Annotated in this window: 20 protein-coding genes; 13 read left to right on the top strand and 7 right to left on the bottom strand. The window is 36.8% G+C overall.

All coding sequences use genetic code 11. From position 1 onward, the window contains the following. The 3 genes from C1642_RS19430 to C1642_RS13370 all read left to right on the top strand — a co-directional run. Positions 1-393: OmpW family outer membrane protein (locus tag C1642_RS19430; RefSeq protein WP_322869416.1), on the top strand; the 393-nt coding region annotated here is incomplete at its 5' end. A gap of 179 nt (positions 394-572) precedes the next feature. Continuing rightward, positions 573-704 (top strand): hypothetical protein, encoded by a 132-nt coding sequence (locus C1642_RS13365; RefSeq protein ID WP_000161254.1) that lies wholly within the window; start codon positions 573-575, stop codon positions 702-704. A gap of 420 nt (positions 705-1,124) precedes the next feature. After that, entirely contained in the window at positions 1,125-1,550 is a 426-nt protein-coding gene (locus tag C1642_RS13370) for a DNA breaking-rejoining protein (protein WP_103236429.1), read from the top strand. Between the two features lie 72 nt (positions 1,551-1,622). On the opposite strand, the gene C1642_RS13375 is transcribed toward C1642_RS13370, so the two are convergent. Both C1642_RS13375 and C1642_RS13380 read right to left on the bottom strand, forming a co-directional pair. Then, the gene (locus C1642_RS13375) at positions 1,623-3,206 is read right to left on the bottom strand and encodes an ATP-binding cassette domain-containing protein (protein WP_103236430.1); all 1,584 of its coding nucleotides are present in this window, start codon (positions 3,204-3,206) and stop codon (positions 1,623-1,625) included. 259 nt (positions 3,207-3,465) lie between these two features. Next, positions 3,466-3,909 (bottom strand): universal stress protein, encoded by a 444-nt coding sequence (locus C1642_RS13380; RefSeq protein ID WP_001109442.1) that lies wholly within the window; start codon positions 3,907-3,909, stop codon positions 3,466-3,468. Between the two features lie 288 nt (positions 3,910-4,197). Here C1642_RS13380 and C1642_RS13385 point away from each other — a divergent pair, with 288 nt between their 5' ends. From C1642_RS13385 to C1642_RS13400, 5 genes are all read left to right on the top strand, one after another. After that, a complete protein-coding gene (locus C1642_RS13385) occupies positions 4,198-4,425 on the top strand; it encodes a hypothetical protein (RefSeq protein ID WP_000774578.1) in 228 nt (75 codons plus the stop codon). 178 nt (positions 4,426-4,603) lie between these two features. Next, positions 4,604-4,777 (top strand): hypothetical protein, encoded by a 174-nt coding sequence (locus C1642_RS18955; RefSeq protein ID WP_001139332.1) that lies wholly within the window; start codon positions 4,604-4,606, stop codon positions 4,775-4,777. Between the two features lie 272 nt (positions 4,778-5,049). After that, on the top strand, positions 5,050-5,493 hold the full coding sequence (locus C1642_RS13390) for an RDD family protein (RefSeq protein ID WP_103236431.1): 444 nt from the start codon (positions 5,050-5,052) through the stop codon (positions 5,491-5,493). Between the two features lie 563 nt (positions 5,494-6,056). Next, complete coding sequence (gene mgtA / locus C1642_RS13395; RefSeq protein ID WP_103236432.1) at positions 6,057-8,813, top strand: magnesium-translocating P-type ATPase; 2,757 nt, start codon at positions 6,057-6,059, stop codon at positions 8,811-8,813. A 15-nt stretch (positions 8,814-8,828) separates the two neighbouring features. Continuing rightward, entirely contained in the window at positions 8,829-9,548 is a 720-nt protein-coding gene (locus C1642_RS13400; RefSeq protein ID WP_103236433.1) for an MgtC/SapB family protein, read from the top strand. 73 nt (positions 9,549-9,621) lie between these two features. On the opposite strand, the gene C1642_RS13405 is transcribed toward C1642_RS13400, so the two are convergent. Next, positions 9,622-10,794, bottom strand: a complete 1,173-nt coding sequence (locus C1642_RS13405; protein ID WP_103236434.1) for a benzoate/H(+) symporter BenE family transporter — start codon at positions 10,792-10,794, stop codon at positions 9,622-9,624. Between the two features lie 186 nt (positions 10,795-10,980). On the opposite strand from C1642_RS13405, the gene C1642_RS13410 reads away from it, so the two are divergent. Continuing rightward, complete coding sequence (locus C1642_RS13410; protein WP_002115169.1) at positions 10,981-11,454, top strand: Lrp/AsnC family transcriptional regulator; 474 nt, start codon at positions 10,981-10,983, stop codon at positions 11,452-11,454. Positions 11,455-11,507: 53 nt separating this feature from the next. Here the strand turns inward: C1642_RS13410 and leuE are convergent, their stop codons facing one another. From leuE to C1642_RS13425, 3 genes are all read right to left on the bottom strand, one after another. Continuing rightward, positions 11,508-12,158: a leucine efflux protein LeuE gene (gene leuE, locus C1642_RS13415; RefSeq protein ID WP_016803130.1), complete on the bottom strand. Its 651-nt coding sequence runs from the start codon at positions 12,156-12,158 to the stop codon at positions 11,508-11,510. Between the two features lie 73 nt (positions 12,159-12,231). Continuing rightward, positions 12,232-13,221 (bottom strand): transaldolase, encoded by a 990-nt coding sequence (tal, locus tag C1642_RS13420; RefSeq protein WP_103236435.1) that lies wholly within the window; start codon positions 13,219-13,221, stop codon positions 12,232-12,234. Between the two features lie 130 nt (positions 13,222-13,351). Beyond that, positions 13,352-14,245: a LysR family transcriptional regulator gene (locus tag C1642_RS13425; protein WP_001024738.1), complete on the bottom strand. Its 894-nt coding sequence runs from the start codon at positions 14,243-14,245 to the stop codon at positions 13,352-13,354. 90 nt (positions 14,246-14,335) lie between these two features. Here C1642_RS13425 and aceI point away from each other — a divergent pair, with 90 nt between their 5' ends. After that, positions 14,336-14,770 carry a chlorhexidine efflux PACE transporter AceI gene (gene aceI, locus C1642_RS13430; RefSeq protein ID WP_002010078.1) on the top strand — a complete coding sequence of 145 codons (435 nt, stop codon included), beginning with the start codon at positions 14,336-14,338 and terminating at the stop codon, positions 14,768-14,770. Positions 14,771-14,836: 66 nt separating this feature from the next. Here the strand turns inward: aceI and C1642_RS13435 are convergent, their stop codons facing one another. Beyond that, positions 14,837-16,405 (bottom strand): acetyl-CoA C-acetyltransferase, encoded by a 1,569-nt coding sequence (locus C1642_RS13435; protein WP_000047945.1) that lies wholly within the window; start codon positions 16,403-16,405, stop codon positions 14,837-14,839. A 235-nt stretch (positions 16,406-16,640) separates the two neighbouring features. On the opposite strand from C1642_RS13435, the gene C1642_RS13440 reads away from it, so the two are divergent. The 3 genes from C1642_RS13440 to C1642_RS13450 form a co-directional block, all read left to right on the top strand. Further along, positions 16,641-18,032 carry a 3-oxoacyl-ACP reductase gene (locus C1642_RS13440; protein ID WP_000132115.1) on the top strand — a complete coding sequence of 464 codons (1,392 nt, stop codon included), beginning with the start codon at positions 16,641-16,643 and terminating at the stop codon, positions 18,030-18,032. A gap of 74 nt (positions 18,033-18,106) precedes the next feature. Next, a complete protein-coding gene (locus C1642_RS13445; RefSeq protein WP_103236436.1) occupies positions 18,107-18,961 on the top strand; it encodes a MaoC family dehydratase in 855 nt (284 codons plus the stop codon). A gap of 71 nt (positions 18,962-19,032) precedes the next feature. Further along, positions 19,033-19,339: serine hydrolase domain-containing protein (locus C1642_RS13450; protein ID WP_146035334.1), on the top strand; the 307-nt coding region annotated here is incomplete at its 3' end.

Consider the following 19,339-nt stretch of genomic DNA (forward strand, 5'->3'; position numbering starts at 1 on the left):
AGACCTTATTTAGGTGTGGGGTTAATGTATGCTCATTTTAATGATATTAAGCTAAATGACGAAATTCGTTCTGACCTGATCTCTGCAGGTCATATGATTCAAAATGTGTTAGATGGTAAGGCTGGGGCTGCCTTGGATCGTAAAGAGTCGAGTGGAAATATGGTGGTTAAAGTAGATGCAGATGATGCGATTGCGCCTATATTTACTGCCGGTTTTACTTATGATTTTAATGATTCTTGGTATACGGTTGCCTCAATATCTTATGCAAAACTAAATAATCGAACACAAATTGATGTCATTAACCAAAATACGGGCGCTCGCTTAATTCATGGGTCAACTAAAGTTGATATTGACCCGATCATTACATATTTAGGGGTGGGCTACAGATTTTAATTTTTTAATCATTTGAAGCAGTATCCTGAAGATGAATTCAATAAACTAAAATCTTTGGGATACTTTTTCATTTTACATTTCTTTGTGAACACTACAAAAAAGTCTATAAATCTATGCTGATCGTAATATTGATAGCCAGTATTTATAAGCTAATCAATTAAAACTGTATGAGGTGAGATATGACTAAAATTATCGCTACCCTAGGTTTAGCAGCAATCGTTTCGCTTTCTGTGGCGGCTTGCCAAGGTGAGAATGATACTAAACAGCAAGATAAAACCACGACTCCACACTCAATGGATAAAGACTCCTAATTCTTATAAATTTTAAAGCCTATCGTTAGATGGGCTTTAAAATAACTATGCTGTGTCTTGCTATTCCTAGCTATTGTTAGTGATCAAACTAATCCTGTGTTAATAAGACAGCACTACAGAAAAATATGAATCTTCTTTTATATGTACCAGTTGGTTTCCATAGCTTGCATTGAATTGCATACGGTTTTTATAGTACATGTACTTAAAGCCACTTTGATAAAATGACTCATTATGGCCATTACCATAAATTTCGGCTGTAAAATTTAAAGGGTTGATAAGTTAAGTTTAATGACACTCACTTTTGAATAGCGAAGAAATAACTTACAAATCCAAACGCTACTCATCAAATCTATACATAAAGTTAAATTTAATAAAATTATCTTTCTTATAATAATTTAAAAATAATTTTGAGGACTAAAGATGAAAAAAATCATTAAAATTTTATTATTATCTAGTTTGATTTCATCTATACCATTATCTGTAATTGCTAAAAATGTTGAGACTAAAATAAGCTTTTTAAAAGGTTCTTCTCAAACTACATTAACCGGAAAGTTTCAAGGTTATGATGATGTAAGATATCGAGTTTTTGCAAAAAGTGGTCAGATTTTAAAATTTAATATTAATAGTTATGGTAATTTAGCTTATATTAATATTTTCGCTCCAGGTCAAAAGCCTGGTAAAGATAAGCCATTATTCGTGGGTTCGACTGTAGGTTTTTCAGGTGAAGTAACGCTACCTGTCGATGGTGATTATATTGTTCAAGTTTATCAAATGAAAAAAAGCGCACAAAGAAATAGAGCAGTTTCTTTTAATCTAGATCTACAAATATTAGATAATAAAAAATAAAATGATAATTAAAAGATTTATATAAAAGCTCTAATAGTTAGAGCTTTTATATAAGTAAAAAATAGCGTAGTGTTAATTTAAATAAATTGAATCAATAATCCCGCATTTTTCAACAAAACTTAAATCATGTGAAACTAATAGCACAGCACCTTCATAACTAGAAATAGCATTTGCAAATAACTCTCTTGACTCGATATCTAAGTGGTTTTCTGGCTCATCAAGTAATAAAAGTTCAGGCATAGGCTGAACATGGCTCAAACCTAGTAAAGCAACTTTTAACTTCTCACCACCACTGAGTTGAGCTAAGGGATATGTGCTTTTATCACCACGAATCCGAAGCTGACCTAATAAATTTCTCCACTCTAACTCAGTAATATTTGGGTTAATATTTCTTAAGTTTTCAACAGCAGAGAGATGGTCTAATAAAAAGCTAAAGTTCTGGTCGAGATAAAAGCAATTTACAAACAGTTTAATTTCATCTGTAGCAGTTACAGCAGATTGATCAATCTGTTTCAGCAAAGTTGATTTCCCAATACCATTTCGGCCAACCAAATGAATCTTTTGACAAGCTTTTAAGGCGAGATGAATTGGTTGTTGTGTCCCATAGTTGAGTTTTAAGTTATCAATTCTAAGAATTTCTCCTGATCTTTTTTGAAAAGAGGGGAATATAAATTGTTGGGGCTTAACAGTTTCTAGAAGTACTTTTTTACTCTTCAAGTCTTGCTGGCTTTGATCGATTTGACGCTGATGTTGAGAATGAATTGCTCCTAGGCTTTGCCCAGCCTGTTCTTTTTTAAAATCGAGCAAAATTTTAGCTTGCGAGTTTGAGTCACGAAGTTTGTTGCCAGCACGTTCACGTTTTTGGGCTTTCATTAAAACTTCATGCTGCTTTTGCTTCATGTGCTTAACTTCACGTTGATGCAGATGTACTGACTGTTCTAAAGCCTCGATTTGCGACTGATATTGCTCATAAAATTTTTCATAATTTCCTGTAGTGTGCTGTAGGCCATGCTCATTTAAGTGATAAATATGGTCGACTTCATTTAACAAATTCAGATCATGACTAATAATAAAAGCGCCTGCTAGATGTTTCTTTAACTGAGCAATTAGCCACTGTCTAGCTTCTTGATCGAGATGGTTGCTTGGCTCATCAAGTAATAGGTAATGATTAGTTTTTAAAAATAATGCGGATAAGGCTAACTTGGTTTTTTGGCCTTCGCTCAACTGCTTAACAGGAAAGTCTAAATCGGTTGGTAGCTGAGCAGACCGTAGTAAAGCCTCCCAAATATTAGGAAGATCCCAATGTCCTTCTAACAAATCATAATCATCGTATTCAGCTTCGCCTTGTTCCACTCTTTGAAAAGCGTTGTAAAGATGGTTGACCTCTAAAGCTTCTGCAATTGTGACTGATTGGAGACGAGTGAGCTGAGATAAATATGCATGATTGGTTTGCCAGTTTATTTGACCACTTATATGCATTTCTGTAGTGGGTGAAATCTTGTGAAGCAATTGCATAAGTAAAGACTTACCTTGACCATTGCGGCCAATTAACGCTGATACTTGATGATGCTCAAGTGAGAAATTCAAGTCTTTAAACATCACTTTTGAAGGAAACTCCAAAGTGAGTTGTGATATTACACATGCCTGCTGAGTCATAAGAACCTCATAAATACAGGATGTACAAAATAGGAATGTAAAGCTTTAAATAAAGACGCTAAGTCACTAAAGAATAGTCTATTTTGCACATCAAAAAAGAGAAAATTGATGAGAAAAAAGACTTACTTCATTGGCGTGACTCACAAAATAGAGGGAAAGAGAACAATAGTGTATAACGGTTTTTAAGCTGTGTAAAACTTATGCATTTTTTACGATAAAAAGCCTAATCAATGGATTAGGCTTTTAGTCGACTCAGCAATTATTCTTTTACCACCAAAACTTGGATTTTAGTGCTGTTTAGAACATCTTGCGCAAAACTACCCAAAATAAGTTTTTGGAAACCTTTACGACCATGTGAACCAATAACAATCAGGTCTGAACCCAACTCTTCTACAGCTTTAAGAATGCCATCAGATGAGATTTCACCTTGAATAATTTGTGTTTCAATATCAACACCTTCTTCAGCGCATAGGGCTTTTACTTTCGCAAGTGTTTTTTCTGCATTAGCACGCGCTTCAACAAAATAATCTTTTACAACAGGAGAGATGTAATAGAAATCGACACCACTAAACGGATCCACTGCAACTAGACTAATTGCTGTAAGTTTACTACCAAAAGCTTTAGCGATATGGGCCGCTTGTCGTGCTGCTGCCAAAGAAATCTCAGAACCATCTACAGGTACAATAATATGTCGGTAATTCATAATGTTATTCCTCTTATTTACAAGTTGTTATATGTATGAAGCTTTTCTTACTTAAAGATTAACACATTTGTTTAAAGGTAGAAATCAATTCAATTCACTTGTAGTTAAATTAAATGGAATTTAATTATATATTTGATTTTTAATGATTTTATTTGAGAGTGATAAAGAGGGATTTGAAACTAAGCCCAATTTAATTTTTTAGAAGAACTTTACAATAAATTACCTTTCATATTTTTGTCACACAGAAATCGTATAACCGAATCATATGTAAGGGGGAAGTAGTAAGATATGGCCGATTTAACAGCAAAGAAAGTCAGTAAACTTATCGAGGAATTTCGCCAAACTGGTAAAGAGCCAGAAAAGCTAGTGATTGGATATAAAACTTATGCAAGACTCATGGCAGATGATAAGTTTGCAGAAAAAGTTGTTCCTTCGTTAGAAAACTCAAAAGATCGATTATATAAAAATCTAAAAATAAAACTTATTACTGAAAAACATTATTTTGAAGTTAAATAAAATATAAATGTGATATTTATCACATTTATATTTTTATTGTTTACATTTAGTAGGAATTATTAACATATTGTTTTTAAGTTGATACAAATATGGGGTGTAATCAACATTTGAAAACAGCATTCCTTTACAGACTCGATAGAATAAATTGCTTTTATTTTTAAGTAGTGGAATAAATTGAATGCCAAGTATTAGTGTAATTTTATTTTATATTTTAGCTATTTTAGGCTTTTGCTCTGCTGTGGGAGGATTATTAAGTTTAAGCATGTTTTTAATCATCATCGGTATTGGGCTTATTTGTGCAGCTTTTTTGCTAAAAAAAGAATTTAAAATTGATGTTTTATTCTGGAAATAATCATTGGTTATAAATGATTAAATTAATAAATATAATTAGTTTTCACCTCATATAAATGAGGTGTAATTTAAATATTTTAATATGATATATATTGTTTTAACTTAAATTGATCTAGCTTTTATTTTTCAAAAAACTTATTACAATTCTAAATAAAACCAGAAATTAAAAAATACATTAAGTATTTAAAAATAAAAAGATTTCAATTACGATGAAAGACGAATAAATTAGTTACTGTGGCATTAGGTAAAAAATAACAAAAGCGAGGTGAACACATGACCTATAAATATGAATATGCAGGGTTTTGGTTAAGATTTGGCGCAATGATCATTGATACTCTTATCCTTTTTTTAGCAATTATTCCAGCCGCATGGATCTTTTATCATGGAGATTACGATCTCATATTTGCTACAGGTATGAGTAGTAAACCGCAAAACTATTGGTTTGATATGATCATCAATTATGCATTTCCATTTTTATATACTGTTTTGTGTTGGATCTACTTTGCAGGGACACCAGGAAAACGTCTAATGCGTTTAAAAGTTCTCGATGAAAAGACAGGTAATAAGTTAACTTTCGTACAATCTCTCATTCGCTATATCGGATATATTCCATCTATTTTAGTGTTTTGTATCGGTCTTATTTGGGTCGCATTTGATGCTAAAAAACAAGGATGGCATGACAAGATGGCGAAAACAGTGGTGGTTAGAGAACTGTGAGTTATAGACACTGATGAATTAATAAAAAATTACAAAAAAAATCTTGTGCCTTGTAGAGTAAAACCTATACTTGCCGCGAGTTTATTTAACGGAGATCCTAAATGGGTAATTGTTCGAGGTTCGAGTTTAATTATCAATTAAACCAAAGCCAATACTGAGCAAGGTAACCTTTAGGAGAGGCTATCTTGCAATGAGATAGCTTTGTTAAAAATTAGATTAAACCTATACAAATTACTTGATTTGTAATCATTCACTTCAGCATTTATCTGTTTAGTTTCTCGCTAGAAATGGGGAGAAGCCAATGTTTTTATACGCTTCCATACACGACCGTTATATCTACCAGATTTTAATCTTGGTAAACAATTCGTCTCATGCGATTCAAAGCATTCGGACCATGTTCAGTTATGTGACATTCCGTCAACGTTGGTCTGGCTTTGGGCTAATTTTCTCTTCTTCATCGTAAGTCTACGATCTCCTATTCCTTTCTAAATTAAAAAATTTAAAAGACTTTATTTTCAATAAGGTCGAGAGCTTTGTACGCCTAAAAAATGGAGGATTTCGTGATGAAATTCTGGCAACGACTCTTCACAGCATTTTTACAAAGATTTCATTTGATGCGTTTTTTCGGTCGTAATCGATCTTTTAAAGAGCTACATCAATCTAGTTATGCTCAAGAAATTAGCAAAAATTTATCTAAGCGTTTGCTTAATGCGTCAAGAGCTCAAACGAATGATCTATTAAAACAATTCGATACTCATTTGACGGGGCTTACAGAAGAGCAAGCGTATACACAACAAATGACGGTGGGGCTTAATGAAGTTACTCATGAAAAGCCATTAACTTGGTGGCAACACCTTTGGTATTGCTACCGTAATCCGTTCAATATTTTACTTAGCCTGTTGGCATTGATTGCTTTCTTTACCGATGATCTAACAGGTTCAACCATTATTAGTGTGATGGTAATTCTTTCAACACTACTTCGTTACTGGCAAGAAGCAAAGTCAAATCAAGCTGCGGATGCCTTAAAGGCAATGGTGAGTAATACTGCTACTGTATTGCGCCATCAAGTCAGTGCAGAAGATTTAGAACTTATGCATGAGCGTTATGGCATTGATACTAAAGACCAAACCACTCACCAATTTGAAATACCAATTCAGTATTTAGTGCCGGGTGATGTAATTTTATTATCTGCAGGCGACATGATTCCTGCTGATTGCAGAATTTTAAATGCTAAAGATTTGTTTGTTTCTCAAGCTGCAATGACTGGTGAATCAATGCCTGTCGAGAAATTTCCGTTACAGAAAAATCTCGAAGAAACCAGCGGTTTAGAGCTAGATAATATTGTATTCATGGGGACCAATATTGTTTCTGGTTCAGCTCAGGCAGTGGTTTTAGGTACGGGTATTCAAACATATTTCGGTGCATTGGCTCATCGAGTTACGGCTACTGATCGGAGCACGACTGCATTTCAAATGGGTGTCAACAAAGTAAGTTGGTTGCTCATTCGCTTTATGTTGGTGATGGCACCTGTTGTACTTTTCATTAATGGCTTCACCAAAGGCGATTGGGCCGAAGCATTTTTATTCGCATTATCTGTAGCTGTCGGTCTTACTCCAGAAATGCTACCGATGATTGTGACTTCAACTTTGGCAAAGGGGGCGGTTTTCTTATCTAAAAAGAAAGTGATTGTTAAACGTTTAGATGCGATCCAAAACTTTGGTGCCATGGATGTTCTGTGTACCGATAAAACTGGAACACTGACTCAAGACAAAATCTTTTTATCCCAACATATTGATGTTCAAGGTGAGAAATCAGACTTTGTACTCATGCAGGCATTTTTAAATAGTTATTATCAAACAGGCCTAAAAAATTTGCTTGATGTGGCTGTTTTAGAAGCTGTTGATGATCAGATCAAAATACAGAAGTTACGTTACAAGAAGTTAGATGAAGTTCCTTTTGATTTTGATCGCCGCCGTATGTCAGTCGTGGTACAAACGCCTCAACAAAAAGCCCGTATGATTACCAAAGGTGCAGTTGAGGAAATGTTAAAGGTTTGCCGTTATGTCGAGGTAAATGGCAAAGTAGAGCCTTTAACAAAGCAACGTGAAGTAGCAATTGAGGCATTAACTCAACGCTATAACCGAGATGGTTTAAGAGTGGTGGCAGTAGCGTATCGTGAGTTTAAAAATCATCAGGAAAATTATTCAGTTGTTGACGAAAGTGATCTGATTTTAATAGGTTATATTACTTTTCTTGATCCACCTAAAGAGTCTGCCAAAGAAGCTGTACAGAGTTTACATGCCCATGGTGTAACGGTAAAAGTGCTAACTGGGGATAATGAGTTTGTCACCCAAAAAGTGTGCCGAGAAATTGGCCTGAATTATGATCAAGTTTTATTGGGCGGTGTAATTGAAACCTTAACTGATCAACAACTCAAAAGAGCAGTAGAGCAATACCACATTTTTGCGAAATTAAGTCCGGTTCACAAAGAACGTATTGTTGAGCAGTTAAAAGCAAATGGTCACGTGGTTGGTTTCTTAGGAGACGGTATTAACGATGCCGCTGCTATACGTGCTGCCGATATTGGTATTTCAGTAGATACCGCAGTAGATATCGCTAAAGAGTCTGCAGATTTAATCTTGCTTGAAAAAAGCCTGATGGTTCTTGAAAAAGGTGTGATTGAAGGCCGTAGAACTTTTGCCAATATGCTGAAATATATCAAAATGACGGCGAGTTCAAATTTTGGTAACGTTTTTTCGGTACTTATTGCGAGTGCTTTTATTCCATTTTTACCAATGCTGCCTATTCACTTACTGATTCAAAACTTACTTTATGATGTTTCACAAATTGTGATTCCTTTTGACAATGTGGATGAAGAGTTAATTGCAAAACCACAGCGTTGGCAACCTGAAGAAGTTGGCCGCTTTATGGTGGTGTTTGGACCGATTAGCTCTATTTTTGACATGATTACCTTTGGGTTAATGTGGTTTGTATTTTCAGCAAATACTCCTGAACATCAGACGCTATTCCAATCAGGCTGGTTTGTGGTGGGGTTACTTACCCAGACATTAATTGTCCATATGATCCGCACAGCTCAAATTCCATTTATTCAGAGTCGTGCCGCGACTCCATTATTAATAATGACAGCGGTGATTATGTGTATCGGGATTTTCTTACCAATGGGTCCTTTAGCAAGCTATTTAAAACTACAAGCTTTACCTTTAAGTTATTTCTTATATTTACCTTTAATTTTAGGTGCTTATATGTGTGTTACTCAATGGGTAAAGAAAATCTATATCCGCCGTTATGGCTGGCAATAAAACAATAGGTGCAAAATGAAATTGCAATTTCTACAACATACAGACTTATCAAATATTATTGATACTTTAATTAGTCTCTCGTTTGCTTTTATTTTAGGGGCGTTAATTGGGTTCGAACGTCAGTATAGGCAACGTACAGCTGGTCTTCGAACAAATGTTCTAGTTGCGGTAGGTGCAGCAATTTTTGTAGATATTGCAATTAATCTTACTGGAGCAGATGGAGCTGTTCGGGTAATTGCCTATGTTGTTTCGGGTATTGGTTTTTTGGGTGCGGGTGTCATTATGCGCCAAGAAGGCAACATCCACGGTTTAAATACCGCAGCGACTTTATGGTGTTCTGCGGCAGTAGGTGCTGCCGCGGGTGCTGATTTAATTATTGAAGCAATATTGGCGACAGCCTTTATTTTATCTGCCAATACACTATTAAGACCGATTGTCCATATCATTGACCGTCGTCCGTTAGACGATGACACAGAAGTTTTACATGTAATTTACATTATATGTGACCGAAGTCAGAGCAAGGTCGTTATGGATGAATTAAACCTAACCTTAAAGCATCATAATTATCCTGCTAAAGATATTGATGTCACACCTTTTGGAGAAAAAGAGGTTGAGATAGAAGTAACGCTAATTGCAACTTCAATTGAAGCAGAAGAAGCACAACACATCATTAATCACTTAAATGCAATGCCGCAAATACGGCAAGCATTTTGGGATAAAAACACAATTAATTAATTTAACGAGAGTTTGCGCTTAATTTTTTATGAATTTCTCTAAATGATGAAGCGCAAACTCTTTCGTTTAAGCCTTATTTTTTAGCTTTAAATTTAAGGACTATAAATACAACAATACCGACAACCAGTCCCCAGAAAGCTGAACCAACACCGAAAAATTGGATACCTGACGCACTACATAAAAAGGTAAATAATGCCGCTTCGCGGTCTTCAACTGGACCAAACGCTAGTGCAATGTTATGGCTAATGGTACCAAGTAAGGCAATGCCTGCTAACGCTACAATAAAAATATGAGGAAAAGACATCAGCAAGCTTGTGAGGGTTGCAGCAAATAGCCCCATCAACACATAAAAAAAGCCACAGCTTATACCCGCAATATAACGTTTGCTTGGATCAGGATGAACTTGGTCATCTAAGCTTACGGCAGCACTTATCGCAGCAATATTAACGCTGTAACATCCAAAAGGTGCGAGCACAACTTGAGTTAAACCAGTCCAACCAATCAGTTGATTAACATGTGGTTTATAGCCATAACTCTTGATCATGGCTATACCAGGTAAATATTGCGACGCCATGCTAATCACAAAAAGTGGTAATGCTAAGCCTAAAAGTGCTGACCAGCTAAATTCAGGACTAATCCAAACGGGTTTAGCCAAGGACCACTCAAGAGTAGGCATATGAAAGTCTAAAAAAACAGGGCAGAGGGCAATACCTGCCAGTGCGGTAAATACAATGCTGTAACGCGGCCATAATCTTTTTGTAATGACATAAATAGCGAGTAAAGATAAAACAAATGTCCAATCATTTTGCAAGCTCGCGAAAAGCGAAATCCCAAACTTAAGCAAAACTCCGGCAAGCATGGCACTGGTTAAGCTTTGTGGTATATAGGAAAGCGCTTTTTGGAATATACCTGAAAAGCCTAAAATCGCAGTAAGTAAACCACCTACTAAAAAAGCGCCAATTGCTTCATTTAAACTATAGCCACTACCTGTTGCCATAATTAAAGCAAGACCAGCGGTTGACCATGCCGTCGCTACAGGATATTTAAATTTCCAAGAAAGAATGAGTCCTGATAAGCCAATACCCAAACCCAAAGCCCAAAACCATGAAGTGATTTGTTCAGGTGAAGCACCTAAAGCTTGAGCCGCCTGAATCACTAAAACGGCCGAAACACTAATACCAATGAGAAAGGTAATAAAACCAGCAAATACTGCTGGAATTGAAAAATCTTGAAGAATTTTTTGCATGATACGTATTCTAAATCCAAGAAAAATTAATAGGCTTCTGCCATTGCTTCCAGTTGGGGTGAATTTAACAATTTTTTTTAAGAAGGTGCTTTCTATTTTTAGGTTAAAAAATAAATAATATTTTTAAATTCTTAAATAATGCTATTATTCGTTCCATAAATAACAATGAATCAAGAATATTATTTTATGGATGAGAAAGCTGAAAATTTAACTCCACTAGAACTGAAAATTATGCGTGCCTTACAGGAAAATGGGCGTTTAAGTAATGCTGAATTGGCTAAACTTGTAGGTATTAGTACATCATCTTGTTGGAATCATACTCAGCGTCTTTTTAAGATTGGAGCAATCTTGGATGTCCGTGCTCGGATCAATCCCAATACGGTTCAACGTGGTACTGTGGTGTTAGTCGGTGTAGTTTTGGACCGTTCAACTCCTGACAGCTTTCAAGCATTTGAACAAGCGTCGGGTGATTTGGAAAATGTTTTAGAGTGTTATCTGGTGGCGGGAGAAGTCGATTATTTTCTAAAAATTCGTGTTAAAGATTTAGCAGCGTTTAACCGATTTCATAGTGAAAAGATTATTGCCTTACCCGGAGTAAGACAAGTCAGAACTTTTTTTGTACTTAATGAAGTTAAAACAGATGGCATGCTGGACTTTTAGCAGTTCATAATGTTTTAACTTTCTAATGCAAAAGCTTATTAGAGTAAAAATAATTAAATCGTTGAGGTTGCTAGTTTTAAACCAAATCCGAAAAATAGAATTCCTACTAAAAAGATTCCGCTTGCAGCAATTTTATGGTTTTCTTTAAAAAATGCCGAGAGTTTAATTCCAGAGAAGATTAATGCAGTTAAATAACTAAAGCTAATTATCTGTAAAATAATTGCTAAAATTAAAAAGCTCAGAGCAGGATAAGCATAATCCGGTTCAACAAACTGCACAAAGAAAGAGAGGAAAAATAAAATCGCTTTAGGATTGAGTAAACTAATACTGAGTGCTGTTTTATAAGGATGAACTTTATCTAAAGCAGGTAAATCAGCCATTTCTGGTTGAGTTTGATTACGTTGTTTCCAGCGTTGAATACTGCCTTGTAACAGTTTAAAGCCTAAATAAGATAAATAAAGTGCACCTGTTAATTTAAGAATGACAAATACCCATGGGAATGCCTTAAGTAGAGAAGCAGCTCCGAGTACTGTACATAGCATTAAAATAAGGTCACCAGTGAAAATACCGAATGCACCCATATATCCGGTTTTAATCCCGTAACGTGAAGCAATTGACATCACATATAGAGAGTTGGGCCCTGGCAATAACACAATTAGGAATGTACCAATAATATATGTTGTTAAATCTGTTATGCCGAACACGAGAAACCCAATAAAAAACCGATTTTTGTCATGATAACAAAAATCGGTGATTTTGTATGAAAAGTGCAGTTTTTTAGGATTTTATTTCCGCATCAATTCCAAAAGACTGACGTAACAAAAGGCTTAATTGGTCACGTGCTTTGATAAAGCCATCAACACCGCCTTGTAAAAGCTGGAATGCCATTAAGTCATGGTTAAGTTCATCTTTAAAACTTTGCTCATCTTGAGCTGGTCTAACAATCGCTTCTGCTTGTTTTGCTTGAGATACATCAAGGGCCGCATCAACTGTACGGGTATCTTGCTCAAGCTGGGTAAGTAAGCTTGGCGAGATCGTCAGTAAATCACATCCAGCTAGACCAAGCACTTGATCAATACTACGGAAGCTCGCACCCATCACTTGAGTTGGAATGTTTTGCTGTTTGTAATAGGTATAGATTTTCTTAACTGAAACGACACCTGGATCTTTTTCGATTGGGTAAGCATCTACACCTTCAGCTTTTTTGTACCAGTCTAAAATACGGCCTACAAAAGGTGAGATTAAAGTAACTTTGGCATCTGCACACGCTTGGGCTTGATGTAAACCGAAAAGGAGAGTGAGGTTACAAGCAATACCTTCAGCTTCTAACACTTTAGCCGCTTGAATACCTTCCCAAGTCGATGCAATTTTAATCAGAATACGTGACTGATCGATACCATAACCTTTATAAAGCTCACATAATTCATGTGCTTTTTGAATGGTTGCTTCGGTGTCGTATGAAAGTGCAGCATCGACTTCTGTAGAAACACGGCCTTCAATAAGTTTTAAAATTTCTACACCAAATTTTACGGTTAAAATATCAATGGTTCTTTCAATCAGTTCATCATTTTTATAGCCTTCTTCTTTGGCTTGATAATAAGCATCTTCAATGAGCTCTTTACTTTCTGGTTGTTCTGCCGCAGCGGTAATTAACGAAGGATTCGTCGTAGCATCTAAGGGACGAAATTTACGAATTGCTTCAAGGTCGCTACTGTCAGCAACAACGGTCGTTAATGTTTTTAATTGGTCAAGTGCTGTATGAGTCATTGATATTCAACATCTTCAATAAAAAATCTTATGTTTTCTTTATAGCACAAACTCTATCCATACTGTCGATATATCAATTGTTATGTTTCAAAGAAAAACGTTTAGGTTCTGCATCTAAATTGAAATGATTTTACGGAGCCGGTTGCATTCGCTTATTACGAATATAGTCAATCAAAAACCGTGCAGCAGCACCGAGTTCACTTTCGCGGCTCCAGACCAAATCAACGTAATATTCAAATCGAGGCGTAAAATCAAATACATCTAATGCTTTAAGCTTGTTGTTTAACTCAGGATTTTCTTTAAACATCTCTTGTGGCAGTACACCCCAACCTAAATTACGTAAAATCATTAAGCAAGCAGAGTGGTGGTTATCTGTACGCCAGTAATGTTTTGAAAATAATAATTCGGGTTTTAATGTTTCATCTCGACTTGCCACCACAATTTGTCTTGTACCTAAAATCTGCTCATATGAGACATGCTCTTGGCTTGCGAGCGGATGGGTTTTTGAAATAACCGGAATTAAGGCTTCACGTTTGAGTTCAACAAACTGTTCTCTATTGTCTAAATGCTCACGTTCAAACATAAGGGCCAGTTGGGCAGTTCCATCTAATAACATTTGAAGCGCATCTTCTTGAGGGGCAGACACAATATTAATTTGTAGATCGGGAAAGCGACTTTCTAGTAGGCAAACATAGTCGGTCCAATTGGTATGTAACAGCTCAGACACCACAACAATAGTAAGATTAGGTTCCAGCCCAGTACTTAATGCATGCGCGTGCTGTTTCCATTGATTCATTTCAATCAATAGTTGCGCCGTTTTTTCATATAGCACTCGTGCTTCGGCTGTAGGAGTAGGTTCGCGGCCTTTACGTTCAAATAAAGTCAGGTTCAGATCAATTTCTAAATTAGCAATCGACATACTCACAGCAGAGGGGACTTTACCGAGTTTCCTTGCTGCTGCTGAAAATGAACCTGTTTCCATAACGGCTTGGAACATGAGAAGTTGTTCTTGATTAATATTCATCTGTCAAAAAAATTGAAAGAACCTAATTGGATTAATCAAAATTATAAAAATAAAATGCACATTATCCAAGTTATTATTGAGTATTTAAAAATGTTGATTTCCAAGAGAAGACTCATTCATGCAATCAGTTATGAAGGAATTTTGTTGGTCATCATTGCGATTGCATTAAGTTTTATTTTTGACATGCCGATGGAAGTGACCGGAACACTTGGTGTGTTTATGGCAGTGGTTTCAGTTTTCTGGAATATGATTTTTAACCACTATTTCGAAAAAGTAGAGCATAAATTTAATTGGGAAAGAACGATCCCTGTGCGGATTTTACATGCGATTGGTTTTGAGGGTGGTTTGCTGATTGCGACTGTTCCAATGATTGCATATATGATGCAGATGACAGTGATTGATGCATTTATTTTAGATATAGGTTTGACCTTATGTATTTTGGTTTATACCTTTATTTTCCAGTGGTGCTATGACCATATTGAAGATAAGTTTTTCCCAAATGCTAAAGCAGCATCACTTCATTAATTCACATAGATTGAAATGAAATAAGCACCCAGATGGGTGCTTATTTTTTTGGTCGATAAATAGAAATTATTTTTCTACAATCGCAACCACACCTTCACCGCCTGCTGTACAGATCGAGATTAATGCGCGGCCTGAACCTTTTTCATTAATTAATTTAGCTGCAGTAGCCAAGATACGACCACCAGTTGCAGCAAATGGGTGACCTGCACCTAAAGATGAACCATTTACGTTCAGTTTAGAGCGGTCAATTGAACCCAATGGTGCATCTAAGCCAAGACGTTCTTTACAGAATTTTTCATCTTCCCAAGCTTTTAAGGTAGAGAGTACTTGAGATGCAAATGCTTCATGGATTTCGTAGAAATCGAAGTCTTGAAGCTTAAGGTTAGCACGCTTAAGCATACGAGGTACTGCATAAGCAGGAGCCATCAATAAGCCTTCTTTAGGACCGTTCTTGCCAATGAAGTCAACAGCTGCTGTTTCAGAGAAAGAAAGATAAGCTAAAACTTCATGTCCGTTTTCTTTTGCCCATTCTTCAGAAGCAAGCAATACCACAGAAGCACCATCAGTCAACGGAGTTGAGTTACCCGCTGTCATTGTTGCAGTTTCGCCTTTACCGAAAACTGGTTTTAACTTAGCAAGTTTTTCAACTGTACTGTCAGGACGTAAGTTGTTGTCACGGTTAAGACCTAAGAATGGAGTCATTAAGTCATCAAAGAAACCACGCTCATAAGCAGCAGCAAGTTTTTGATGGCTGCTTGCAGCTAGCTCGTCTTGTGCTTCACGAGTGATACCCCATTCTAATGCAGTGATTGCTTGGTGCTCACCCATTGAAAGGCCAGTACGTGGTTCACCATTGCTTGGTGCATCAAGAAGCTTTTTAAAATCAATTTTTGTGAGAGCTTTAAGACGGTCTTTACCTGTTTTAGCAACATTAAGCTCAAGTAAAACTTTACGTAAACCATCACCTACAGCAATCGGTGCGTCAGAAGTTGTATCTACGCCACCTGCAATACCTACGTCGATTTGACCAAGCGCAATTTTGTTAGCAACAACAAATGCTGCTTGTAAACCTGTACCACATGCAATTTGGATGTCGTAAGCAGGAGTTTCAGGAGCAAGATCTGTGCTCAACACAACTTCACGAGTCATGTTGAAGTCACGGCTATGTTTTAAAACAGCGCCCGCAACAACTTCGCCAATACGTTTACCTTGTAAGTTAAAGCGCTCAACCAAACCATTCAATGCTGCTGTCAGCATGTCAGAATTAGACGCTTTAAAATAAGCAGTATTTGAACGTGCAAATGGAATACGGTTGCCACCAAGGATTGCAACGCGGCGAACAGTGTTTTGACTCATGGTTTTATCCTGTTGAACAGAAGTTTTGGTTTTTGTTGCTTTTGGTGCTGCAGCTACATTTGAAGATGTAGACGGGGTTGCTGAAGCAGCGCTCTTACTACGAGGGCTACGTGCAGGTGCAGTCGTTGAACGAGTACGTGTCGTTTTTGGTGTATTAGTTGCTGCTTTAGGAGTAGTGCTGTTACGCTTAGTCGTGTTAGAAGCCGACTTTGATGTATTTGACACTTTTTCCTGAGCAGAATTCTCGACTGCTGGATTTTCTTGAGTTGTTTTGCTCATAAGGCTTTTCCAAGCATAATAACGATATTCTTGTTAGCTACCTTAACACAATTCAAATAGACCTGTATTGACTAGAATGACATTGTAGATAGCATTCAGGTCAAGACATCCAAAGATGAACTCAAGTATGATTTGGAGTAACTCTAATGAACGACTGCTTTCATATTGTTTCTATCCATCTCATAACATAATGAAGCCTGTCGTAGAAAATTCATTTCTTTGAGAGATAATAATCATGACTGATCAATACCAAGCATTTACGCAATCTCCTATTGGTAAATTCGTTGTTAAAAATCTGGGTTTACCTTCGCCTGTTGTATTAGAGCGTTTTGAAAGTGCTCAGCCAGTAGTGAAAGGTGCAGTATTGGTTGGCGCGGCGCCGTCAAGCGTTTTGTCTGGTGCGATTGCACAAGTACTTAGCAATATTCATGCAGATAGCTATGTAGGCAATAATGTTGCATTACAACAAGAAGCTGCAAAAGTTGGTTTAAATTTACGTCCATTCAATGCAGGCGATAAAGAATCAAAATTCAAAGCAGTTGTATTTGATGCATCTGGTATTCAAAACTCAGAACAGTTAAACGAACTTTATAAATTCTTTAATCCGATTGCACGTCAAGTTGCGACTTCTGGTCGAGTGATTGTTATTGGTACAACGCCAGAAACTGCAAAAACTGTGAAACAAGCGATTGCTCAGCGTGCACTTGAAGGTTTTATCAAATCTGTAGGTAAAGAATTTAAAAAGGGTATTACTGCTCAAGTTGTGTATGTAGACGAAGGTGCTGCGGCAAACCTTGAATCAACATTACGTTTCTTGCTTTCTCCACGTTCAGCTTATGTATCTGGTCAAGTAATTCGTGTATCTAAGGCAGATGTAGTTGATGTTGATTGGGCAAAACCGCTTGCTGGAAAAACTGCGTTAGTAACTGGTGCAAGCCGTGGTATTGGTGAGGCAATTGCACACGTGTTGGCACGTGACGGTGCTCATGTTATTTGTTTAGACGTACCACAACAACAAGCTGATCTTGACCGTGTAGCTGCTGACATTGGCGGTTCTACATTGGCAATTGACATTACAGCTGCTGATGCGGGCGAAAAAATTAAAGCTGCTGCGGCTAAACAAGGCGGTTTAGATATTATTGTTCATAACGCAGGTATTACACGCGACAAAACTTTGGCAAACATGAAGCCAGAGCTTTGGGACTTGGTCATTAACATTAACTTGTCTGCTGCTGAACGCGTAAACGACTACTTGTTAGAAAACGATGGTCTAAATGCAAATGGCCGCATTGTTTGTGTATCATCAATTAGTGGTATTGCTGGTAACCTTGGTCAAACCAACTATGCTGCATCTAAAGCAGGTGTCATTGGTCTAGTTAAATTTACTGCGCCTATTCTAAAAAATGGTATTACCATTAACGCAGTAGCACCTGGCTTTATCGAGACCCAAATGACTGCTGCGATTCCATTTGCGATTCGTGAAGCTGGTCGCCGTATGAACTCAATGCAACAAGGTGGTTTACCTGTTGATGTAGCAGAAACGATTGCATGGTTTGCATCAACTGCTTCTACAGGTGTAAATGGCAACGTTGTACGCGTGTGCGGTCAAAGCTTGTTAGGCGCTTAAGCACTTTTAGCTAAATAGGGGTGCTTGTGCATCCCTTTTTTATTCAAGAATTTATAAATTATAAAAGGTTAGGTATGAATACTCGTCATTTTAGCCAGCTACCAAAAGCGGCATTGGCTTATCCAAAAGTAGTGCAAGGTTTAATTTTTAAAAAGCCTAAAGGCCCAAAAATCTTACCGCAAGTTGAATATGTGGTAGATACTTTAGAAATTGATCAGAACCATCTCAAAGCTTATAACGAAGTATGTGGCTTTCAAAATAATAGCTTTGTACCAGCAATTTATTTGGCTGTGCTTTCTCAAAGCTTGCAAATGCATATGATGACGGCAGAAGCATTTCCATTTCCAATTTTAGGTTTAGTGCATATCCGTAACCAGATTAAACAGACCAGACCGATTGGCGTAACTGAAAAACTCACTCTCTCATGTAAATTTGGGGAATTAAAACCACATGATAAAGGTGTTCAGTTTGACTTTATTACCACAGCAAAAGTTGGCAATGAAGTGGTGATGGAAGGCTTAACGACTTATTTATCTCGCCAAAAAGTCGAGAAAAGAGTGGGTGAGAAAGCCAAAGAAGAACAAGCGCCATCTTATGTTCCAAAGGCAGAGTGGAATATTTTAGAAAACACTGGTCGCCGTTATGCGAAAGTGTCTGGTGATTTTAACTTAATTCATATTCATGCCATTACTGCAAAAGCATTTGGTTTTAAGCAAGCAATTGCGCATGGTATGTGGAGCAAAGCTAAAGCATTAGCAAACCTTGAATTACCAAATGCTTATGAAGCAGATGTATGGTTTAAGCTGCCAATGTTCTTACCGTCAAAAGTTGAGTTTTTAACTGCAAATGCAGATAAAAAGACTGATTTCTTGATTCGTAATGCCAAATCACAAAAACCGCATGTTGCAGGAACTGTAAAAGCGTTATAAAAATATCAGCAGCCTGAACAGAGGTTTGGGCTGCTTTTGAGCAAAATAACAAAAAATGCAAGGAACTTCATGTGATTAAAGAGATTTTACTGGCCGATACCCATAACTATCATGGTATTTTGGATGAACGTTTTATTGATTTAGCTCACCAGTTTAGCCGTCTTCAAGATGCTAGAACCGGACAAGGTGGAGCTGCATTAGCGGTTTATTTTAGAGGCCAAAAAGTTGTAGATATCTACACCGGTCTAAAATCACAAACTGAAGCTTGGCAACCTGACACATTGGCAGTTTGCTACTCTACGGGTAAAGGTGTACTTGCAACTTTAGCGCATATTTTGGTAAGCGAAGGGTTTTTAGAATACGACAAACCGATTGCGA

The organism is Acinetobacter sp. AKBS16 (assembly GCF_002899995.1).
GTDB classification, from domain to species: domain Bacteria; phylum Pseudomonadota; class Gammaproteobacteria; order Pseudomonadales; family Moraxellaceae; genus Acinetobacter; species Acinetobacter baumannii.